Annotated in this window: 20 protein-coding genes and 1 pseudogene; 15 read left to right on the top strand and 6 right to left on the bottom strand. The window is 69.6% G+C overall.

Annotation, left to right across the window (positions count from 1 at the left end; translation table 11 throughout):
- The 3 genes and pseudogenes from ACQFZP_RS16430 to ACQFZP_RS16420 form a co-directional block, all read left to right on the top strand.
- A pseudogene (locus ACQFZP_RS16430) lies at positions 1 to 537 on the top strand (hypothetical protein); the annotation flags it as partial.
- Positions 538 to 772: 235 nt separating this feature from the next.
- Entirely contained in the window at positions 773 to 3,283 is a 2,511-nt protein-coding gene (locus ACQFZP_RS16425; protein ID WP_211892085.1) for a lamin tail domain-containing protein, read from the top strand.
- 239 nt (positions 3,284 to 3,522) lie between these two features.
- Positions 3,523 to 4,335, top strand: a complete 813-nt coding sequence (locus ACQFZP_RS16420) for a hypothetical protein (protein ID WP_104312724.1) — start codon at positions 3,523 to 3,525, stop codon at positions 4,333 to 4,335.
- Positions 4,336 to 4,434: 99 nt separating this feature from the next.
- Here ACQFZP_RS16420 and ACQFZP_RS16415 read toward each other — a convergent pair whose 3' ends face one another.
- Positions 4,435 to 5,931, bottom strand: coding sequence for a catalase (locus tag ACQFZP_RS16415; RefSeq protein ID WP_104312725.1), 1,497 nt, complete (start codon positions 5,929 to 5,931; stop codon positions 4,435 to 4,437).
- A gap of 64 nt (positions 5,932 to 5,995) precedes the next feature.
- Positions 5,996 to 6,460 (bottom strand): Fur family transcriptional regulator, encoded by a 465-nt coding sequence (locus ACQFZP_RS16410; RefSeq protein WP_104312726.1) that lies wholly within the window; start codon positions 6,458 to 6,460, stop codon positions 5,996 to 5,998.
- 84 nt (positions 6,461 to 6,544) lie between these two features.
- Between ACQFZP_RS16410 and ACQFZP_RS16405 the strand changes: the two genes are divergently transcribed.
- The 4 genes from ACQFZP_RS16405 to ACQFZP_RS16390 all read left to right on the top strand — a co-directional run bounded on the left by ACQFZP_RS16405 (position 6,545) and on the right by ACQFZP_RS16390 (position 9,918).
- Positions 6,545 to 7,438, top strand: coding sequence for a spermidine synthase (locus ACQFZP_RS16405; protein ID WP_307852941.1), 894 nt, complete (start codon positions 6,545 to 6,547; stop codon positions 7,436 to 7,438).
- Positions 7,439 to 7,524: 86 nt separating this feature from the next.
- On the top strand, positions 7,525 to 8,097 hold the full coding sequence (locus ACQFZP_RS16400) for a hypothetical protein (protein WP_104254052.1): 573 nt from the start codon (positions 7,525 to 7,527) through the stop codon (positions 8,095 to 8,097).
- An 8-nt stretch (positions 8,098 to 8,105) separates the two neighbouring features.
- Entirely contained in the window at positions 8,106 to 8,579 is a 474-nt protein-coding gene (locus ACQFZP_RS16395; RefSeq protein ID WP_211892083.1) for a SprT-like domain-containing protein, read from the top strand.
- Between the two features lie 133 nt (positions 8,580 to 8,712).
- Positions 8,713 to 9,918, top strand: a complete 1,206-nt coding sequence (locus ACQFZP_RS16390) for a mechanosensitive ion channel family protein (protein WP_211892082.1) — start codon at positions 8,713 to 8,715, stop codon at positions 9,916 to 9,918.
- A 67-nt stretch (positions 9,919 to 9,985) separates the two neighbouring features.
- Here ACQFZP_RS16390 and ACQFZP_RS16385 read toward each other — a convergent pair whose 3' ends face one another.
- On the bottom strand, positions 9,986 to 11,014 hold the full coding sequence (locus tag ACQFZP_RS16385) for a pirin family protein (protein ID WP_211892081.1): 1,029 nt from the start codon (positions 11,012 to 11,014) through the stop codon (positions 9,986 to 9,988).
- A gap of 67 nt (positions 11,015 to 11,081) precedes the next feature.
- On the opposite strand from ACQFZP_RS16385, the gene ACQFZP_RS16380 reads away from it, so the two are divergent.
- The 3 genes from ACQFZP_RS16380 (at position 11,082) to ACQFZP_RS16370 (ending at position 14,250) form a co-directional block, all read left to right on the top strand.
- Positions 11,082 to 12,122: a threonine aldolase family protein gene (locus ACQFZP_RS16380; protein WP_211892104.1), complete on the top strand. Its 1,041-nt coding sequence runs from the start codon at positions 11,082 to 11,084 to the stop codon at positions 12,120 to 12,122.
- Positions 12,123 to 12,154: 32 nt separating this feature from the next.
- On the top strand, positions 12,155 to 12,673 hold the full coding sequence (locus ACQFZP_RS16375) for a DUF6630 family protein (protein WP_211892080.1): 519 nt from the start codon (positions 12,155 to 12,157) through the stop codon (positions 12,671 to 12,673).
- Positions 12,674 to 12,786: 113 nt separating this feature from the next.
- On the top strand, positions 12,787 to 14,250 hold the full coding sequence (locus ACQFZP_RS16370) for an HNH endonuclease signature motif containing protein (protein WP_211892079.1): 1,464 nt from the start codon (positions 12,787 to 12,789) through the stop codon (positions 14,248 to 14,250).
- Between the two features lie 28 nt (positions 14,251 to 14,278).
- On the opposite strand, the gene ACQFZP_RS16365 is transcribed toward ACQFZP_RS16370, so the two are convergent.
- Positions 14,279 to 14,422, bottom strand: coding sequence for a hypothetical protein (locus tag ACQFZP_RS16365; RefSeq protein WP_249312607.1), 144 nt, complete (start codon positions 14,420 to 14,422; stop codon positions 14,279 to 14,281).
- Between the two features lie 200 nt (positions 14,423 to 14,622).
- Here ACQFZP_RS16365 and ACQFZP_RS16360 point away from each other — a divergent pair, with 200 nt between their 5' ends.
- Positions 14,623 to 15,123, top strand: coding sequence for a GNAT family N-acetyltransferase (locus ACQFZP_RS16360; RefSeq protein WP_249312606.1), 501 nt, complete (start codon positions 14,623 to 14,625; stop codon positions 15,121 to 15,123).
- A gap of 37 nt (positions 15,124 to 15,160) precedes the next feature.
- Positions 15,161 to 15,961, top strand: coding sequence for an alpha/beta hydrolase (locus ACQFZP_RS16355; protein ID WP_211892077.1), 801 nt, complete (start codon positions 15,161 to 15,163; stop codon positions 15,959 to 15,961).
- 47 nt (positions 15,962 to 16,008) lie between these two features.
- Here ACQFZP_RS16355 and ACQFZP_RS16350 read toward each other — a convergent pair whose 3' ends face one another.
- On the bottom strand, positions 16,009 to 16,644 hold the full coding sequence (locus tag ACQFZP_RS16350; RefSeq protein WP_211892076.1) for a TetR/AcrR family transcriptional regulator: 636 nt from the start codon (positions 16,642 to 16,644) through the stop codon (positions 16,009 to 16,011).
- A 51-nt stretch (positions 16,645 to 16,695) separates the two neighbouring features.
- Here ACQFZP_RS16350 and ACQFZP_RS16345 point away from each other — a divergent pair, with 51 nt between their 5' ends.
- A complete protein-coding gene (locus tag ACQFZP_RS16345) occupies positions 16,696 to 17,721 on the top strand; it encodes an FAD-dependent oxidoreductase (RefSeq protein ID WP_211892075.1) in 1,026 nt (341 codons plus the stop codon).
- 51 nt (positions 17,722 to 17,772) lie between these two features.
- Here ACQFZP_RS16345 and ACQFZP_RS16340 read toward each other — a convergent pair whose 3' ends face one another.
- On the bottom strand, positions 17,773 to 18,066 hold the full coding sequence (locus tag ACQFZP_RS16340) for a hypothetical protein (protein ID WP_211892074.1): 294 nt from the start codon (positions 18,064 to 18,066) through the stop codon (positions 17,773 to 17,775).
- A 133-nt stretch (positions 18,067 to 18,199) separates the two neighbouring features.
- On the opposite strand from ACQFZP_RS16340, the gene ACQFZP_RS16335 reads away from it, so the two are divergent.
- Both ACQFZP_RS16335 and ACQFZP_RS16330 read left to right on the top strand, forming a co-directional pair.
- On the top strand, positions 18,200 to 19,603 hold the full coding sequence (locus ACQFZP_RS16335) for a M20 family metallopeptidase (protein ID WP_307852940.1): 1,404 nt from the start codon (positions 18,200 to 18,202) through the stop codon (positions 19,601 to 19,603).
- Positions 19,600 to 20,634: an ATP-grasp domain-containing protein gene (locus ACQFZP_RS16330; RefSeq protein WP_249312605.1), complete on the top strand. Its 1,035-nt coding sequence runs from the start codon at positions 19,600 to 19,602 to the stop codon at positions 20,632 to 20,634. Before ACQFZP_RS16335 ends, ACQFZP_RS16330 begins: the two co-directional genes overlap by 4 nt.
- The last annotated feature ends 105 nt before the right edge of the window (positions 20,635 to 20,739 follow it).

Raw genomic sequence — 20,739 nt, 5'->3', positions numbered from 1 at the left:
GCCCTCGACTACGACGAGTCCACGCAGACGCTCTGGGGAATGTGCGACAACGGATGCGGCGGCACGAGCGCACTGTTCCACTTCGGCGCGGAAGACGGCTCCGCCGGGTACACGGTGACGCACGTCGCCCGCCCCGCCGGACTCCCCGACACGAACAACGAGGGCCTCGCGATCGCCGCCAACGAGACCTGCGTCGACGGCACACGCGCCACCTACTGGCTCGAAGACGGCGTGAAGGCCGACGCACTGAAACAGGGCTCGATCGCGTGCGCCCCCGTTGGGACGCCACCCTCAGAGACCCCGGGCGGCACGGAGACACCGGCACCCACGGGGTCGCCGGCAGCGACGGAGACGCAGGGCGCGACTCCGACGCCCGAGCCGACCTCGGATGGCGGGCCAGGGAGCGGAGCGGAGTCGGGCACGAAGGATGAAGCCCTCGCGACGACCGGTGCCGAGCACCTCCTCCTCGTGACGCTCGCGGCGCTTGCCGCGCTCACGCTCGGCGGCTTCGCGCTCATCCGCCGCCGCGGCGCGTAGCGAACCGAGACGTGCCAGCTGAGGGCAGGGGCATTCGAGCCCCTGCCCTCAGTCGTGCCCGCGCCGCCCCTCCACTCGCCTCGTCTCGCTTGCGACCCGTGGACCGCGCCTTGTTCTTGTTCCGTTCAGGTCCTCGCTACCGCTGAGGCACCCGCCCCGGGTTCGATGACCGCGGCGCATGCGCTCACCCCCGAGTGCACGTCGCTTCGTCCCCCGAGCGCAGAGGAGCGCGTGCGTGCAAGCACAACGAACCACAGTGGCGGCTGCTGTCGCCTTGATCATCGGCGGAGGTGCGGCCCTGGCAGCCCCCATGTCGGCCAGCGCAGCCCCCTCCCCCACGGTGCACGCGAGCGGCGTCGTCATCAACGAGGTCGAGTCCGACGGCGACACGACCGACTGGATCGAGCTGGTCAACACGGGCGACGCCCCCGTCGACCTCTCGGGCTGGGCCGTCAAGGACAACGACGACACCCGCGACTTCCGCTTCGCAGCCGGCACGAGCATCCAGCCTGGCGCCTACCTCGTCGTCGACGACACGCAGTTCGGCTTCGGGCTGGGCAAGGAGGATCAGGCGCGGATCTTCGACGCTGCGGGCGTTCTCGTGGACGCCCACTCGTGGGCCCAGCACGCCGACGTGAGCTACGCACGACTCCCAGACGGCGTCGGCGACTTCGTTCAGACGACCGCGAGCAGCAAGGCCGCTGCCAACGATGTCGAGGCCGCGACCGGCGCCGTCGTCTTCAACGAGATCGAGTCGTCCGGCGGAGAGCCGGGCGACTGGGTGGAGCTGTTCAATCCCGGCGTCGGCGCCATCGACCTCAGTGGCTATGTCCTCACCGACAACTCGCCGGAGGACGAGACGCACCGATTCCTGCTGCCCGAGGGGACGACGCTGCAGGCGGGTGCCTACCTCGTGGTCGAGGAGGCGGACTTCGCCTTCGGCCTGGGTGGCGGCGACAGTGCCATGCTCTTCGCCGCTGACGGGACGACCGTCGTCGACGAGCACTCCTGGACCCAGCACGCCGCCACGAGCTACGGTCGTTCCCCGAACGGCAGCGGGGCATTCACCGAGACCTCCGAGCCGACCAAGGGTGCTGAGAACCGCTTCTCGGGCGTCGCACCGACCTCCGCCGTCGTCATCAACGAGGTCGAGTCGAACGGCGGCACGCCAGGCGACTGGGTCGAGGTCTACAACCGCGGCGCCGACACCGTCGACATCTCCGGCTGGACGATGGTCGACGACAACGCCGGCCACACCCCAGCGCCCGCGCCAGCCGCGACGGTGCTCGCGCCCGGCGAGTTCTTCGTCTACGAGGAGAGCCTCCTCGGCTTCGGGCTCGGCAGCGGTGACAGCGCGACGCTCGCCGACGCATCAGGGAACATCGTCGACACGACGACCTGGATCGACCACGTCGAGGTGAGCTGGGCGCGCTGCGCCGACGGCGACGGCGACTTCCGCTCGACGACCGCGTCGACGAAGGGCGCACTCAACGCGTGCTCGGATGTGCCCGTCGAGACGCCGGGACCGACTGCGCCGCAGGCCGACCCCTGGACCGGCTCACCCGACGTCGCCCCCATCGCGGGAGGCACCACGCTCGGCGAGGACATGTCGGGCCTCGACTACCAGTACTCGCCGGACGGCAGCACGCTGTGGGCCGTTGACAATGGCACGGGCAACCTCTACCGCCTCGACGTCGCGCCCGACGGCAGCGTCTCCCCCGCACCAGGCTGGGAGGAGCCCAAGCGAGTGCGTTTCCAGGCGGATGCGGGCAATCCGTCGGCCGCTGGCCCCGACGCCGAGGGCGTCACGGTCTCGGCAGACCAGCCGGATTCGGTCTACATCGGTTCCGAGCGTGACAACTCCGAGAAGTCGACCAACAAGAACACCATCCTGAAGGTCAACCTGCGCGACGCGACTGGCGCTGACATCGTCGCGACGGCGGAGTGGGACCTCACGGCGAGCCTGCCGCAGGTCGGCGCCAACACGGGCATCGAGGCGATCGAGTGGATCGCGGACAGCGAGCTCGAGGGCAGGCTGCTCGACGAGAACACGGGCGCCCCGTACGACTCGGCGAACTACCCGGGCGCCGACGGCCTGTTCTTCGTCGCCGTCGAGGAGACCGCAGGCGTCTACGCCTACGCGCTCTTCGACGACGGCAGCGCGAGCCGCGTCGCCACCCTCGAGTCCGGCCTCGGCGGCATCATGGCCCTCGACTACGACGAGTCCACGCAGACGCTCTGGGGAATGTGCGACAACGGATGCGGCGGCACGAGCGCACTGTTCCACTTCGGCGCGGAAGACGGCACGGCCGGGTACACGGTGACGCACGTCGCCCGCCCCGCCGGACTCCCCGACACGAACAACGAGGGCTTCGCGATCGCCGCCAACGAGACCTGCGTCGACGGCACACGCGCCACCTACTGGCTCGAAGACGGCGTGAAGGCCGACGCACTGAAACAGGGCTCGATCGCGTGCGCCCCGGACGAGACACCCGCGCCAACGGAGACCCCCGGCGCGACGGAGACCCCCGGGACCACCGTCACTCCGGGCGGGACGACGACACCGGGGGCCAGCACGGCACCGGGAGACGGGGCAGCGCACGGAAACGGGCCTGAATCCGCGGCCGGCGGCACGGGGGAAGCCCTCGCGACGACCGGCGCCGAGCACCTCGTCCTCGTCATGCTCGCCGGGCTCGCCGCGCTCACGCTCGGCGGCTTCGCGCTCACGCGCCGCCGCGACGCGTAAGCCAACCGAGACGTATCAGCTGAGGGCAGGGGCGATTCGCGCCCCTGCCCTCAGCCGTCTCCCGGACGACCCATGGGGCGTCGGCTTCCCGGCTTCCTGCGGGGAGTCCTCCCCCGCATCCACCCCCAGCCACCCAGTTCCGTTAGCGTGTCTTCCAGCACGGTCGGCTTCATCGGATCGCGAGGAAGCGCCCCGCCCCACCTTCGGCCGTGTCATGCCCTCGCCATGAAGGAGACCTCGTGAAGAAGCTCGTGCGCACGTCAGCGGTCGCGCTGACCGCCCTGTTCCTGCTGTCGGGATGCGCGCTCGTCGGGCAGATGTCCGGCGGCGAGACGCCAGAGGTCGAGACGACCTCGACCTCGGAGAGCACTCCAGGTGCGCCCGGCGAGACGACCCCCTCGGAGTCGTCCGACCCCGGCGCGTTCGCCGTCAGCTACGCCTGCCGGATGGCCGACACTCGCACGTTCGCGGAAGCCCCATCCGACCTTGCCGAGATCTGGGCGCTCGGCGACGACGTCACCCGCTGCACGGGCAAGTCGAACGGCGGGACCACGTTCTCGGAGACCGAGCAGAAGGCACTCGACGCCCTCGGACAGGCCGCCACGGACGACGACAAGGATGTGGCACCCGACGACGTGCGCCTCGCCGATGTCTACGCGCTCTGCGCGACCCCGGGGTTCTACTTCGCGATCTCCCCCGGCATCTCGACGGACGAGCAGTCGTCGCAGCTCGAAGCCGCCCTCATCCTCTGCCCTGAGCACCCGGACGCGGAGTCCGCCAGGACCTCGCTGAACACCTACGAGGCCAACGTCACCGCAGGCAATGACGGCACGCGCTTCAACGACGGCGTCTGGAAGGTCGGCGACGAGATCAAGCCGGGCACCTACAAGCCCGAGACGCCGAGCGACAACTGCCGCTGGTTCCGCTACGACGACAAGGGCGAGTGGATCGAGACTTCGTACGACAAGACCCAGGCCGAGATCGTCGTCACGATCGACGCCAAGGACAGCACGTTCGAGTCGCGCAACTGCGGGTACTGGCGCGCCTCCTGACCACCTGTCGCCCTCGCGAACGCAGATGAGCGTGCCCCCTCGAGTGAAGCACTCGAGGGGGCACGCTCGTCTGCGGGGCCGCGGCCCGCGCCGTTCCGGCTAGTGGCCGACGCCCACTGGCGCGGGGTCGCTGTCGACGGCGTTGGCCTCGACTGCGGCACGGATGCGAGCACCGGTCTCCGGGTCGATGTTCACCCAGTACTGGAACGCGTTCGAGCGGACGGGCTCGATGACGGTCTCGAGGGCACCGGCGACAGTCTCCACGAGACGGTCGCGCTGCTCCTGCGTGAAGACCTCGCGGACGAGTGTGCCCGCCTGCGAGAAGTCATCGTCGTCGGCGCGGAGCGTGTACGCGCTGCGCACCAGGTCCCCGTCGGTCTCCCACGAGTTCTCGACCGGGCCGGTCTGGTCGGCGTACGGGCGACCGAACGAGTTCGGAGCGTAGACGGGCGCGGCACCGGAGTGCGACACGGTCATGTTGCCGTCGAACGTGTACGAGTTGGTCGCGTTCTTCGGCCGGTTCACCTCGAGCTGCTGGTAGTTCGTGCCGACGCGGGCGCGCTGGGCGTCCGGGTACGCGAAGACGCGGCCGAGCAGCATCTTGTCCGGCGAGATTCCGGTGCCAGGCACCTGGTTCGAGGGCGAGAAGGCTGCCTGCTCGATCTGCGCGAAGAAGTTCTCCGGGTTGCGGTTGAGTTCGAGGTCACCGACCGGGATGAGCGGGTAGTCGGCGTGCGGCCACACCTTCGTGAGGTCGAACGGGTTGATGCGGTAGGTCTTCGCGTCCTCGAACGGCATGACCTGCACGTTGAGCTTCCAGCGCGGGAAGTCGCCCCGTCCGATGGCCTCGAAGAGGTCGCGGCGGTGGTACTCGGCGTCGGAGCCCGCGAGCTTCTCTGCCTCGTCGTTCGACAGCACCTCGACTCCCTGCTCGGAGATGAAGTGGTACTTCACCCAGAAGCGCTCGCCCGCCGCATTGATCCACGCGTACGTGTGCGAACCGTATCCGTTCATGTGGCGCCACGACTGCGGCAGGCCGCGGTCGCCGAGCAGGTACGTGACCTGGTGCGCGGTCTCGGGGTTGAGGGTCCAGAAGTCCCACTGCATGGTGTTGTCGCGCAGGCCCGAGTCGGGGAGGCGCTTCTGCGAGCGGATGAAGTGCGGGAACTTCATGGGGTCACGCAGGAAGAAGACGGGCGTGTTGTTGCCGACGATGTCGAGGTTGCCCTCGCTCGTGTAGAAGCGCAGCGAGAAGCCGCGCACGTCGCGCCAGGTGTCGGGCGAGCCCTGCTCGCCCGCGACGGTCGAGAAGCGCAGCAGCGTCTCGCTCTCGGCGCCCTGCTGGAAGACGGCGGCGCGCGTGTACTGCGAGACGTCGTGCGTGGCCGTGAAGGTACCGAAGGCGCCTGCACCCTTCGCGTGCGGGTTGCGCTCCGGCACACGCTCGCGGTTGAAGCTCGCGAGCGTCTCAACGAGGCGCACGTCGTGCAGCATGAGCGGGCCGTCTGCGCCTGCGCTCAGGGAGTTCCGGTCGCTTTCCGTGGGACGGCCGTTGGTCTCGGTGGATGGGACTGTCGGGTCGATGTAGTCAGTCATAACGCTCCTCTTCGGATTCAGCTGGGCTGTGAACTGGGGATGAGTCTGGGTGTGCCGACACGGGTCAGCGTGTCGCGCAGTCGGCGCAGACGCCGCGGTAGACGACTTCTGCCGTGTGCACGGCGAACCCGTTCGGCGCGTCCGGGACGAGGCAGGGTGCCTCACCGACCGAGCAGTCGATGTCCTCGATGCGCCCGCACTCGTCGCAGACCGCGTGGTGGTGGTTGTCGCCGATGCGGGTCTCGAAGCGGGCCGCGGTGCGGGGCGCGTCGAACCGACGCACGAGGCCCGCGCGACCGAGGTCGTCGAGGATGCCGTAGACCGCCTGCAGGGTGAGCGAGCCGAGCTCAGCGCGAAGCGAGGTCGCCGCTGCGAAGATCCGCTCGGCCGACGCGTGCGGGTCGGCGTCGAGCAGCTCGAGCACCGTCACGCGCTGGCGCGTCACTCGGAGCCCGGCGTCGCGCAGCGCCGAGCGCCAGAAGGCGGCGTCGTGTCGCTCGCCCACCTCGAGCTCGGTTGTCGTTGCCATGCGTCCATGCTGGCAGTTGTTTTGAACGATTCCAAACAAGGCCACCCTTGCTCGAACCCAGCGTGTCTCTGCTTGACTTGCCAGGTGCCGTCAGCCAGCGAGAAGACCCCCAGCAGCTCCAGCCCGCAGAGCGTCAAGCTCGACTCAGGAGCCCAAGCCCGCTTCTCCCGCGACGGAGAAGAGTGGACCCTGATCGTCGACGGCACCCCGCAATCGGCCGTCAACCCGCTCGACCCGAGAGAGCTCTCGTTCGGGTACATCCGCCACATGGGCTACGTCCTCGACCTCGCCTTCCCCGAATCAGCGGCCATCACGGCCCTGCACCTCGGAGCCGGGGCGCTCACCATCCCCCGCTACGTCGACGCCACCCGGCCCCGCTCACGACAGCAGGTCGTCGAGCTCGAGCGCTCGCTCGTCGACTTCGTGCGCGAGGTCGTGCCGCTGCCGGCCGGGGCGAGCATCCGCATCCGCTACGGGGATGCGCGTGAGCAGCTCGGCAGACTCCCCCGCGGCCTGCTCGGCTCCGTCGACGCGATCGTCGTCGACATCTTCTCCGGCGCGCAGACCCCGGCTCACGTGACGAGCGTGGAGTTCTTCGCCGAGCTCGAACCGTTCTTGAAGTCCGACGGAGTCGTGCTCGTGAACATCGCCGACGGCCACGACCTCGCGTTCGCCCGCGCGGAGGTCGCGACGCTGCTCGAGGTGTTCGGCGAGGTCGCGCTCGTCGGCGACCCCGCCATGCTGAAGGGCCGGCGTTTCGGCAACATCGCGGCCGTCGCCTCGCGCTCCGCCGATGCACTCGCGCTGCCCGGACTCGAGCGACGCGTCGCGTCGGGCTTCCCGCCAGCCGTCGTCGTTCGCGGCAAGGCCGTGCGCGAGTTCACCCGCGGCGCCGAGCCGGCCAGGGACGCATCGGCGACAGCGTCGCCCCTGCCAGGGAAGAGCCTCTTCCGCGAGCGCAGACAGGGCGGCTGGTGAACCCCGCCGACACCTGATCGGATCCGCTGTCCACAACCCGGCGAGGGATGCGCCCAAACCGCCGCCGCTGCGACTAACCTGCTGGGGTGTCAGACGCTCCCATCATCCTCGGCTACGACCCGGAGACCCTCCGCGAGCGCATCGACGTCGACGCCGCGGAGGCTCGCCTCGCGGAGATCGCCGTGCTGCGATCCCTCACCGCGCTGAACGAGAAGGTCGCGCTGCTTCGCATGCTCGGCCGCCTCGACGAGGCGTTCGACACGGCGCAGACCGCGTACCGCCAGTCGCGCTTCACCGGCGCCCGCGAGGACGCCCTCGCGGCACGTGTCCGCAAGGCGCAGGTGCAGCAGTTCCAGGGCAAGCACGACGTCGCACTCCAGGACCTGACCGGCTGCGTCGACGAGGCGCTCACCCATGAGTGGGACGAACTGGCCGCGTTCGCGCTGCAGCACCGCGGCAAGGTGCGCTTCGAGCAGCGCGAGTACACGGAGGCGCTCGTCGACTTCGAGCGGGCCCACGAGCTGCGCCTCGCACGCGGCGTGGCTGCCGACCAGCTGCAGTCGTCGAAGTTCGCGATCCGCGTGACCCGGGCGATCCTCGAGGGCGACGAGGAGCCCTCCTCGGAACTGAGCGAACCGATCACCTCGATCGACTCCTAAGCGGCGCGGTGGCCGACCTGGCCAAGGTGCAGGTGTGGGCGGAAGCCCTCATCCGCATGCACCTCGACGACAGCTGGAGCTTCGGCTTCGACCACGCGAAGAAGCGCGCGGGCGCCTGCAACTTCCGAGACAAGCGCATCACGGTCTCGCGGTACCTGTCGGCGAGGTACGACGACGACACCGTGCACCAGACGCTCCTGCACGAGGTCGCCCACGCGGTCGCCGGCCACAAGGCGGGGCACGGGCCGGAATGGAAGCGCATCGCGGATGAGCTCGGCTACGTCGGCGGGCGCACGCACGACGGTGAAGTTGCGTCCGAGTTCGCCAAGTGGGTCGGCACCTGTCCGAACGGGCACGAAGTGCTGAGGTTCCGTCGCCCGACCAACGGCAGACTCGTGTCTTGCCTGCGTTGCGCGCCCTCCTTCGACCGGAGGTTCCTCATCCGGTGGCGGGAGCGCTCGGACGCAGAGCGGCGAGGCTGACGCGCTGGCGCCTCCCTTTCTGGTCGCAAGCCAGGGAGCACGGAGACTCGATCACTAGCGTGGGTTGCTCCAGCCCTCCGCGCCGCCTGCTTCCGCGGGCCCGAAGAGGGACCTCCACTCCCCAAGGAGGAACGTGCTCGATCCCTGGCTCGCTTTTGCCATCTCACTCGCTGTCGCCGTCGCGGCCGCGGTCGCCCTGACCGCTGCCGTCGCCCTCATCATCCGCCTGGTCGCGAAGCGAATGCGCTGGCCCGAACCGCTTGTGCGGCACACGCGGCGCCCCTTCCGCGTCGTCGTGCTCATCATCGCGCTGTGGATCGCCGTCGCAGTGGCGTTCCCCGCCTCCGGCGAGGGCTCCTGGCGCGAGGTGATCTACCACGCGCTGACGATCTGCGTCATCGCCGCTGGCGCCTGGCTCATGGCCGGCCTCGTCGCCTTCTCGACCGACATCACGCTCGGCCGCAATCGCATCGACGTGGCGAACAACCGGGTCGCTCGTCGCATCCGCACCCAGACCCTGATCCTGCGACGCCTGGCGGTCGCCGTCATCGTGATCATCGCGTTGGGGGCGATCCTCCTGACGTTCCCCGCAGTGCGCACCGTCGGCGCCAGCCTCCTCGCCTCGGCCGGCATCGCGTCGGTCGTCGCGGGACTCGCTGCGCAGTCGGTGCTCGCGAACATCTTCGCCGGCCTGCAGCTCGTGTTCAGCGAGGCCCTGCGGGTCGACGACGTCGTGGTGGTCGAGGACGAGTGGGGCCGGATCGGCGAGATCACGCTGAGCTACGTGGTTGTGGACCTCTGGGACGACCGGCGTCTCGTGCTGCCGTGCACCTACTTCACGACGCAGCCGTTCCAGAACTGGACGAGGCAGGGCAGTGAGCTGCTCGGCTCGGTCGAGCTCGACGTCGACTGGCGGGTCTCTCCAGCCCTCATGCGCGAGCGCCTCGCGGAGGTGCTCACGCAGACCGACCTCTGGGATGGCCGCGCCCAGGTGCTCCAGGTGACCGAGGCCACGGGTGGGCTCGTCCGCATACGCATCCTCGTGACGGCGGTGGATGCGCCGACCCTGTTCGACCTCCGGTGCTTCGTGCGCGAGGCCATGGTCACCTGGCTGCAGCGCACCATGCCGTCGGCACTGCCGGTGCAGCGGGTGCTCATCACCGAGCCCACGGTTCCAGGTGACGCTGCATCCCGTGCGTCTCAGGACGAAGACACCCGCAGCGATGACACGAGTGCGGGAGGTTCTGGGCTCTTCACGGGAAGCGTCGAGGCCCAGGAGCGGGCATCGGTGTTCACGAATGCGATTCCCGTCGTCGACGCGGAGGATCGCGATCGTTGAGGCCTTGCCGGGCCGGGGCTGGGGCGGGGCCGGGGCGGGCTGAGGCCGAGTTCTCGGGCCGTGCGCGTCAGGCGTCGCGGGTTCGACCGCGGGGTTTGAGGCGCACGGTCGGGAGGGCCGGGGAAGCGAGTGTCCTCCCGTCGTGGCTGTCGACGGCGCCGAAGCGCGCATCCGCTGACAGCGACGCCCTGGTCGCTTCCCACTCTGTTCGCGCCGCCGCGACGTCCTCGTGCGAGGAGCCGACGAAGTTCCAGAACATGACGATCTCTTCCTCGAAGGGCACGCCTCCGAGCAGCAGCGCGCGTCCGCCCTCCGCCGCACCCACGACGCTACGTCCCGTCCCGGCGGGCAGGTAGCCGACGGCGCCCACGGGAAGTTCCACGTCGTCGACCGTGATGCCAGGCGAGCATGCCAGCACACCGTGCTCGAAGGCCGGATCCAGTGCGAGTTCCGCTTCCGAGCAGCCCGGGAACGCGAGCTCGACCCCCACGAGCGGCGAGAAGCTCGGGGCGTCGGAGCGCAGACCGGCGTACTCCCCCATGAAAACGGTCGCCTCGACGCGCCCGTCCACTCCCGTCGACGCCTCGAGCTGCGTCGACGGACACCGGTCCAGACCCGCGAAGGCGGGCGCCATGCCGCGACGCTCGGCGGGCAGCGCGACCCAGAGCTGCACCCCGTGGAGCACCGGCGCACGGGTCGAACGTGTCGGCGAGACCTCGGAGTGCGCGATCCCCTGGCCCGCCGTCATCACGTTGACGCCACCGGGCGCGACCTCGTGGACGCTGCCGATCGAGTCGCGGTGCAGCACCTCGCCGGAGAACAGCCAGCTCACCGTCTGCAGGCCCGTGTGCGGGTGCGGGGCGACGTCCATCCCGCCATCCGACGGCAGGTCGACCGGGCCGTAGTGGTCGATGAAGCACCACGCCCCGATGAAGTGGCGGTACTTGTTGGGGACCGAGCGCAGGACGGGCAGCGAGCGGGGTCCGCCGAGCGGCACCTCGCGGGGCAGCAGCAGCTCGATGCCCGCGATGACCTGGCCGGTCTCGTAGGCGTCCTGCAGCCGCGCCTCGATGGGGTTCGCCTCGGCGTTGCTCATATACCGAGGGTAGACGCGAACACATGAGTTTTCATTGACCCGTGGCGTGCGCGAGAATGGATCGGTGATTTCGCAGCTGCACGACCCCAGCATCCGCACGTTCACGAGCGACAACGCCGCGGGCGCCCACCCGCAGGTGCTGGATGCGCTGGTCACCGCGAACGGCGGGCACGTCGGCGCGTACGGGGCCGACCCGTACTCGACGGCGTTCCAGAACCTGTGTCGCGAGCTCTTCGGAGAGGCAGCCATCGGCCTGCCGGTCTTCAACGGCTCGGGCGCCAACGTCGTCGCGCTGCAGTCGATGGTCCCACGCTGGGGCGGAGTCGTGTGCCCAGCATCCGCGCACATCAACACCGACGAGAACGCGGCACCAGAGCGGGTCGGCGGGGTCAAGCTGCTGACCGTCGAGACCCCGGACGGGAGGCTCACCCCCGCCGACGTCGAGCGCGCTGCGGCGGTTCGGCGCGACGTGCACCGCGCGACCCCGCTCGCCGTGAGCATCAGCCAGGCGACCGAGGTCGGCACTGCATACTCGCCGGACGAGGTCCGCGCCCTGGCCGATGCCGCCCACGCAAACGGCATGTGGCTGCACGTGGACGGCGCACGCCTCTCGAACGCCGCCGCACACTTCGGCTGCACGCTCGGCGAGGTCTCGAGCACCGCGGGGGCCGATGTCATCAGCCTTGGCGGGACCAAGAACGGGGCGCTTGCCGCCGAGGCCGTGGTCGTCGTCAACCCAGAGGCCGTGTACGGCGTCGAAGAAGCGCGGAAGATCGACCTGCAGCTGTCCTCGAAGATGCGCTTCGTCTCAGCGCAGCTGCTCGCGCTGTTCGGCGGCGAGCTGTGGCGCGAGAACGCCGAGCACGCGAACGCCATGGCCGCTCGCCTCGCCGCCGGCATCGCCGCTATCGACGGCTGCTCGGTGCCCCTCCCCCGCCAGGCAAACGGCGTCTTCGCCATCCTGCCGGGCGAGGTCGCCGAGCGCGTCAGCGAGCGCTACGCGTTCCACACCTGGGACGCCTCCACCGGCCTCGTGCGCTTCCTCTGCTCCTGGGACACCACCGACGGCGACGTGGATGGACTCATCGCGGCCGTCGCGGGCGCGTAGGACGTGACGCTTCGGCGGGTAGCCTCGGGGCCGTGACTGACTACACCGCCTGGGAACGCCTCTGCACGCTGATCGATGACGACCCGGAGATCTGGCCGAGCGTCCAGGAGGCGCTGCACGGCGGGGCCGACGATGACCACGAAAAGGGTCACGGTGACCACGACCACCAGGCGGACACCGACGAGAGCGGCGTCGAGGAGGACGACGGCGCCGACGAGGCCTGGGGCGCCCTCATCGACGCGCTCGATGACTGTGGCGCCCTCGCGTATCTCCACGCCGACGACACCGCAATGGAACTCGCGGATGCCCTCGCCGGCGTGCCTCGAGTCGTCCGCATCGGGCTCGACACCGATGAGATCGGAGACGTGGACGGGGATGTGCCAACCGCATCCGCAGCTGCGGACGCGCTGCTTGCGCCCGCCGGTCTCGCGCTCGTGTTCCTCGAGGAGGACAGCGACGCCTACCCGCTGGTCGTCGTGCCGCGCGAATCCGTGCCCGAGATCGTCGACACGGCGGCCGCGCTCGGGTTCGTGGCGCGCCAGCTCCCCTAACGGGCGCGAGTCCCCCTCGATCTGTCGTCGGAGCGGTGCAGACCTCGAAACCTGGTGCAGAAAGTTACTGCTCATTCCTAGTAAATAGATTCTACTTCTGCTAGGGTTGACCCATGTACCAGCCGGCAGCGAGCTTCGAGGAGCGGTGGCGTTTCGACGTCAACGACCCAGCTTCCGTCGCCGCCGAACGCGCTGCGATCCTGTCCGAGACCGCCCGCATCGAGTCAGCCAGGCGCGCTATCGACGCTGAGGCGATCCTGCTCCAGGCTCGCGCGTACAACTTCGGCTACCTCCTCGACATTGCCGACGGCCACCCCGAGATGGGCATGCACGTCCGATCGATCTCGGCGGAGATCTCGTTCGAAGTGCAGGCGAAGCACAGTCTCGTGATCCGGCAGCTCGCCGGGTCGTGGAACGCCGTCCGGGAGTTCCCCGCCGCAGTGGATGCAGTGGCAGACGGACGCATCTCCGGCCACCATCTCGACGCCATCGTCTCGTCAGGGCTTCTCATCTCCCACGAAGTGGAATCCGAGCAGGCTTCGCTCCGCGCCCGCTACGTCGAGATCGCTCTCGACCAGGTGAGTGGACAGATCCTCACGGAGGCGGCACTCAGGCGCATCACCGCTCGCATCGCGGAGGAACTCACGCAGATCCCACTCGCGGAGCGGCGCCGGAAGACGCGCATGAAGGGCTTCGTCTCTGTGACCGACGCGGGCGATGGTCACGGAGTGCTGCACGTCGGAGGGTCGCTCCTCCTGCTCACCGCCGTTCGCGACAGAGTCCGCAAGCAGGCGACGCGTGTCCTGCGGGCACGCGCCAAGGCCGAGAAGGCCGCCGCTGCCGCCGGCGAACTTCCAGAGTCAGAACCCGACGAGCGAACACTTGGAGAAGTCAGCGCCGACCTCGTCTGCGACCAGCTCCTCACGGGCGACCCCACCTCGACAACCGCAGCCAATGGCGTCCAGGCGACGGTGAACCTGGTCATCCCAGCAACAACCCTGCTCGCCGACCAACGCGAACCCGGCCGTCCCCCGGCGCTCCTCGACGGCCTCTCACCCGTGCCGATCGACGAAGCCAAGCGCTTGGCCGCACTGGCACCGATGTTCACGAGGATTCTTACACACCCCATAACCGGGACCGTACTGGCCGTCGACACGTACACGCCGACCGCGGCCATGCGGAGATTCCTGGCAGCCCGCGACGTCCACTGCCGTTTCCCGGGCTGCCGCCTCCCAGCACGTGCCTGCCAGATCGACCACACCCAGGAATGGCAGCACGGTGGGAAAACCTGCCTCGGGAACCTCGAACACCTCTGCGTCTTCCACCACGTCATGCGCCACGCCACACCGTGGTCAGTCGACCAGCTCGAAGGCGGAGTCCTCGAGTGGAAGACGCCAGGAGGAACAGTCCTGGCCGACAAGCCGGAGCGGCAGGGCGTTCGGTTCGTGCCGACAGCCGAAATCAACGCGCAGAGCAAAGCCCCATCCACGGCCGACCCCTCGACCGCGACCACATCCGGGGGGCCATCCGGACCTCAGATGGAACGAGACCCGAGCAACGATCCGCCGCCATTCTGACGCGGGCCGACGCACATGCCGATCTCGTCTACACCTCTTCGATGCCGACGCCGCGCAGGAGGAGCCTCTGCTCGCCCACACCCGAGCGTTCTGACACGAAGAGCTGCGAGAACAGCCTCTGCAGGCGCATGGCCATCGAGGGACCGCCATCGGTGCGGACGGAAATGCTCATGTGCTGCCCTCTCGTTCGTCGCGGTCCTTCGTCGCCATGACGAAACCTCTTGCGTCAGCGTAGGAACGCAGGAACCAGGCCGGAAGCAGGCGCCGCAAGACGGGTACACGAGACGACACCGTGCTTCGCCGGGCGAAACACGGCGTCACCGGACAGCCAATCCCGGAGCGAGAAGCCGGGATGCGGCGCACCATGTGCGCATGACATCCGCGCTCACCGCACGCCGCCTCGACATCGCCTCCACCGAGGTCGTCGAAGTGCTCGACGCCCTCGACGAGGAGTACCGCACCAGGTACCGCGAGTTCTACAACGACGACATCGGCGCCCACCCAGTCAGCGACTTCCTCGCCCCGGACGGGGCATTCATCGGCATCCTCGACGGCGACCTCCTCGTCGCCGCCGGCGCGATCCGCCGCTACAACGCCACCACTGCCGAAGTGAAGCGCATGTGGACGCGAGACTCGCACCGCCGCCGCGGACTCGCCCAGCAGGTGCTCCGCGAACTCGACAACGCCGCAGCCGAGCTCGGCTACACCCACATCTTCCTCACCACCGGGTCACGGCAGCCCGAGGCGGTCGCCCTCTACCGCGCCTCCGGCTTCCAAGGCGGCGAGCGACGCATCCCCGAATTCGACCTGCCCGTCTTCGCGTTCGAGAAGCCCGTCACCAGCACCACCAGGAACGCCCCCGCTAACGCCTGAAACGCCCCCGCCAGCGCCTGAGGAGTACCCTCGCAAGGTGCCAGCAACTCCCCCGAACCAGCAGCCGCGTCGACCCAAACGGAGCCGGCTCCGGCGCACGCTCATCTGGAGCTTCTCCATCATCGCCGGCGTCTTCGTCGCCGCAATCGCCGCGTTCCTCATCTGGGCGAACGTCGGCGTCATGGCCGCCGAACCCGAACCGCTCGCGTCCGTCACCGACGACCCGGCGATCACCATCGCGGACGTCGACGGGTCGCTGGTGCTCAGCCCGACCGAAACCGCGAGCACAACCGGGCTCGTCTTCATCCCCGGAGCGAAGGTCGAGCCAGCGGCCTACGCCGCCAAGCTCTCCAGCCTCGTCACCGAGGAGCACATGACCGTCGTCATCCCGCAGCCCCTCCTCAACCTCGCCTTCTTCGACACCCGCACCATCGACGACTACTCGACCGCCGCGCCAGACGTCACGACCTGGGCCGTCGGCGGGCACTCCCTCGGCGGCGTCCGCGCCTGCCAGCTCGCCGATTCACCCGACGTGGCCGGCCTCCTCCTCTTCGGCAGCTACTGTGCCAACGACCTCACGGCCGACACCTCGCTCGACGTCCTCAGCATCACGGGAAGCGCCGACGGACTCACGACCCCGCAGAAGGCAGCCGATGCACGCGGCCTGCTCCCCGCGGACGCCGAGACCCTCGAAGTCGACGGCGCAAACCACGCCATGTTCGGCAACTACGGCCCGCAGTCCGGCGACGGGACGGCGACCATCCCTGACGAGGAGGGGCGCGAGCAGATCGCCGTCGCAACATCAGCCTGGGCGGCAGAGCTGCAGCCAGCCGGTTGACGGTACCAGCCCGGTGATGTCCACCCGCGCGCAGCAGACGGGGACACCTACCCCTCGGCGAGCATCCGTCGCACCGTGAGACCCACGTCGACAGCATCACCCACCCGGCCCTCGCGCGGCTCACCCTCGCCCGGCTCACCCTCGTCCGGCTCACCCTCGTTCGACGGCCCCTCGGTCGACTGCCCCTCCGAAGGCGCGGAGAGCCGCTGCAGGACAACCCCGTCGATGAACGCGAAGAGGGCGAAGGCACGCGCCTCAGGGCCGCTCACACCGAGGCCGGCGACCGCACTGACGGCCCAGCTGCGCAACCGATCGCGCCCCTCCTGGATGGCCGCGGCCACTGACGGATTGTGGGTGCCCTCAAGGACCAGCGCGTAGCGGGCGAGCGTCTGCTCGCGCCCGGTGCCGGTCATGGAATCGACTGCCGCTTCGATGGCGGCGCAGAAGCGCTCGACGCTCGGCTCCCCCCACTCGTACGTGAGGAGCCACTCCGCGTAGTCGCTCCTCACCAGGCGCTCGATGACCCCCTCGATGAGCGCCTGCCTCGTTCGGAAGTGGTTCGAGGTCGACCCGCGCGGCAGCCCAGCCTCAGCGTCGACGCGAGCGTGCGTGAGCGCGCGCATGCCGCCTGAAGCGAGCAGCTGGAGGGCGGCGGAGAGCGAGCGATCACGTGTCGAGGGCACCCTCGAACTATAGACGTAGTGCTGTCACTACGCCTGTAGTAGCCTGCGCGTATGGACAGGCGCGCGACGATCATCGGCGGCGGCATCGCTGGGCTCGCATCAGCGCTCGCGCTGCACGACGCTGGCTTCGAGGTGACCGTCCGCGAGCGCGCCACTGGCCTTCCGAGCAGCGGAACCAGTCTCGGGATGTGGCCTGACGCCATGGCCGCACTCGATGCGATCGGGGTTGGGGCCCGGATACGAGACGAGACCGAGGCGCACGCGGGCGGGAGCATCCGTCGTGCGGACGGGCGGATGCTCGCGCGGCTCGGCACCGGACGCGAGGCGCGCATCGTCCCGAGGTCGACCCTGCTTCGTGCGCTGTCGGACGAGGTGGAGACCCGTCTCGGCCCGGACGCCATCATGTGGGGTGACACCGCAGACGCCGCCGAGAACGCCGAGAACGCCGGCCGCGAAGCGCTGATCGTCGGCGCGGACGGCATCAACAGCATCGTGCGTGCCCGACACTGGCGTGACGCCAGCCCGCGAGCGCTTGGGACGACCGCACCCCGTGGGGTCGTGCCCGGTGAGGCGACCGAGATCTCCGAGACGTGGGGCCGGGGCCGCATCTTCGGCATCACCCCGCACTCCCCCGGCCACACGAACTGGTTCGCCTGCGCCAAAACTGTCCAGCTGCCGCCGAGTCCGCAGCCGTGGGGCCATGCCAAGACGCTGCGTGGCCTCTACGGAGATTGGCACCCCGCTGTCAGGGAGGTGCTCGCTCAGGTCACGGAGCAGTCCATCGACGCCAGGCCCCTGTTCGACGTGCCACGACTCAGCAGCTACGTCCGCCCGGGTGTGGCGCTCGTCGGCGACGCGGCACACGCCATGGCGCCGAACCTGGGGCGCGGGGCCTGTGAGTCGCTCATCGACGCGGCGGCTCTCGGCGCCGAGCTCACCTCAGCGCGCGACCTCGACACCGGGCTCGCCGCCTATAGCCGTCGGCGTCGAGGGCCGAGTCAGCGCACGCGACTCGGCTCGCGCATCCTGAACCGGTTGACCACCGGGCCGTTGACGACGATCATCAACGCCTGGTGAGGCGGTGCCTCACCCATCGTCGAGGCCTCGAGCGGGCCGGCAGCTCGGCCGTTACGAATGAAGCGTGCGTTCGTGTCGGGAGTGCGCGATGAGTCCAGGCACGAACAGCACGAGCGCGACAGGCAGCAGCGCGGCGAGCCCGATGACGTGCCAGAGCTGGCCCGCGGCGACGACGGCCAGCAGTGCCCCGCCCATGCGCAGCCAGCTCGCGAGCTTCGGAGCGCCGGGCGGGTCCTTGAAGATCGGGAGCTTACGGCCGGCGCCCGCCCTGCCGATCAGGAAGTGCGCCCAGGTCGTGAGCGCGAGGCTGAGCCCGAGCAGCACGGCACCGACGATGAACATCACGCTGACACTGTAATCGAGCTCCACGTTACGGCCCACGACGGCAACCAAGACACGGTCAGGCACGCCCCGAAGAATCGAGGCACGATGGATGCAGACGGCCCGATCGGGGCCCCGGCGGCAAGGAGCACACCACGTGAGCGAAGCAGCAGGCCCGAGCAGCGCACCCCAAGGATCCGGGGCCACCCGCGGCATCAGCGTCGGAGCGTCCCCCACGACGCCGAGCAGCACCTACCTGGACCTCGTCGCTGCTGAGACCGCCATCGCCGCCGCCGCCGCCCCGCGCATCACCTCAGCCCACGACGGCGCATCCGGTGACGACACCTCCGCGATCCGCTCCGCCTCCGAGTCGCTGCAGCCCGAGCTGGTGGAGCTCTCCCACCGCATCTTCGAGTACGCGGAGGAGGGATTCGAGGAGACGCAGAGCGTCGCCGATATCGCCGAGCTGCTCGCCGAGCACGGCGTCACGGCTCAGGTGGGTGCCTTCGGGCTCGACACGGCACTGGTCGCCGAGCTGGTCGTCGGCGAAGCGGCACACGATGCGCCGACCGTCGCGATCCTCGCCGAGTACGACGCCCTCCCCGGAGTGGGCCACGGCTGCGGGCACAACATCATCGCCGCCTCCGCCGTGGGCGCGTTCCTCTCTCTTGTCGAGGCGAGCCGAACCCGTGCGCTCCCGGCGGGCCGGATCGTGCTCTACGGGACACCCGCCGAGGAAGGCGGAAACGGCAAGGAGATCATGGCCCGCGCGGGCGCGTTCGACGGCGTCGACGCCGCCATCATGATCCACCCCTTCGGCTACGACGTCACCGACCAGCCCTTCATCGGGCGGCGCATCCTGCGCGTCCGCTACTACGGGGTGCCCGCCCACGCCTCCGCGTCCCCGTTCCAGGGACGCAACGCGCTCGATGCCGCCAACCTGAACTACCAGGCCACTGGCCTCCTGCGGCAGCACCTGTACCCGGGCGACCGCATCCACGGCGTCATCGTCAACGGCGGACAGCGCCCCAACGTGGTCCCCGAGTTCGCGGAACTCGAGTACTACGTGCGCTCGAACGCCGCCGAGACGCTCAAGGAACTGAGCCTGCGCCTCGAGGACATCGCCAACGGCATCGCCCTGGCCACCGGCACAGGGGTCGAGGTCGAGTGGGACCCGCTGCCGTTCACGATGCCGCTGCGCTACAACACGCCACTCTCCGAACGGTGGGCCGTGCACCAGGAGGCCAGGGGCCGTCGCGTGCTCACCAAGGCGTCCGTGCCCTCGCACCTCGCCGCATCCACCGACTTCGGCAACGTGAGCGTGCGCGTGCCCGGCATCCACCCGGTCATCGCGATCAGCCCACCGGACGTCAGCCTCCACACGCGCGAGTTCGCCGAATACGCGACGAGCGACGCCGCGAGCACCGCCATCGCGGACGCAAGCGCCGGCCTCGCGCTCGTCGCCGCCGACTTCCTGGCCGACCCCAACCTCCGTGCCGCGGCCCGCGCCGACTTCGACGCTGCGGGCGGCGCACTCGACGTCGAAGGATTCTTCTCTTGAGCACACCGGTCTCCTCCCATTCCATCTCCTCCCAGTCCATTTCCTCGCAGCCCGTCGCAGCAACACCCGTCGTCTACGCGCTGCACGAGAACCCCGAGTGGTGGCCGCCGTTCCAGGCCGCCTTCGAGGCCGCCGGCGTTCCCGTCGTCGAATGGCGCCTCGTCGAAGGCGTCCTCGACCTCGACGCGCTCCCACCGGAGGGCATCTTCTGGTCGCGCATCAGCGCCTCGTCGCACACCAGGGATCACGCGCTGTCGAAGGACTACGCGCGCTCCGTGCTCAACTGGGTGGAGGCCGCGGGCAGGCAAACCGTCAACGGCCGCCGCGCCATCGAGCTCGAGGTGAGCAAGGTCGACCAGCTGACGCTGCTGCGCCGGGCCGGCATCGACACCCCGCGCACCCTCGCCGTCATCGGCAAGCAGGGGCTGCGGGATGCGGCGCGCGACTTCCCGACCCCGTTCATCACGAAGCACAACCAGGGCGGCAAGGGCCTCGGCGTCCGCCGCTTCGACCACTTCGCCGACTTCGAGGCCTACCTCGACTCCCCCGAGTTCGAGGAGCCGCTCGACGGCATCACGCTCCTGCAGGAGTACCTGCGTCCCGCCGGCGGATTCATCACCCGCGTCGAGATCGTCGGCGGCGAGCACATCTACTCGATCGCGGCCGACACCATCCACGGCGGCTTCCAGCTCTGCCCAGCGGATGCGTGCGCGATCGACCCGGACACGGGCCGGCCGGTCGTTCCCCCGGGCGCCGAGCTGGCGCCCGAACCAGGCACGTCGATCTTCTCGCTACGCCAGGGCGGCCACGACGACCTCGTCGAACGCCTTGTGGCGTTCACGAAGGACATCGGCCTCGAGATCGCCGGCATCGAGTTCATCGAGACCGAGGACGGCCGACAGGTGGTCTACGACATCAACACGAACACCAACTACAACGCCGATGTGGAGCGCGTGGCCGCCGGCTCGGGCCCAGGGGCCATCGCGGCCTACCTGGGGCGCGTGCTGCGGGAGACCTACCCGGACGCGTGAGCCCAGCCACTCACGGCACGGCACGGCACGGCACGGCGCGCGGAGAGGTGGCCGCCGGAGTTCATCTCCGGCGGCCACCTCTTCGTTGCTGGGGATTCTTCTGGG

This window comes from Pseudoclavibacter sp. Marseille-Q434 (assembly GCF_050315415.1).
GTDB lineage: Bacteria > Actinomycetota > Actinomycetes > Actinomycetales > Microbacteriaceae > Pseudoclavibacter.
The sequence above is the reverse complement of the archived record's forward strand: the minus strand, read 5'-3'. Positions and strand labels throughout refer to the sequence as shown.

Excerpts from the sequence above, each read along its gene's own strand:
- ACQFZP_RS16415 (WP_104312725.1), bottom strand. The coding sequence starts at position 5,931 with ATGACTGACTACATCGACCCGACAGTCCCATCCACCGAGACCAACGGC.
- ACQFZP_RS16410 (WP_104312726.1), bottom strand. The coding sequence starts at position 6,460 with ATGGCAACGACAACCGAGCTCGAGGTGGGCGAGCGACACGACGCCGCC.
- ACQFZP_RS16385 (WP_211892081.1), bottom strand. The coding sequence starts at position 11,014 with ATGAGCAACGCCGAGGCGAACCCCATCGAGGCGCGGCTGCAGGACGCC.
- ACQFZP_RS16370 (WP_211892079.1), top strand. The coding sequence starts at position 12,787 with ATGTACCAGCCGGCAGCGAGCTTCGAGGAGCGGTGGCGTTTCGACGTC.
- ACQFZP_RS16365 (WP_249312607.1), bottom strand. The coding sequence starts at position 14,422 with ATGAGCATTTCCGTCCGCACCGATGGCGGTCCCTCGATGGCCATGCGC.
- ACQFZP_RS16360 (WP_249312606.1), top strand. The coding sequence starts at position 14,623 with ATGACATCCGCGCTCACCGCACGCCGCCTCGACATCGCCTCCACCGAG.
- ACQFZP_RS16345 (WP_211892075.1), top strand. The coding sequence starts at position 16,696 with ATGGACAGGCGCGCGACGATCATCGGCGGCGGCATCGCTGGGCTCGCA.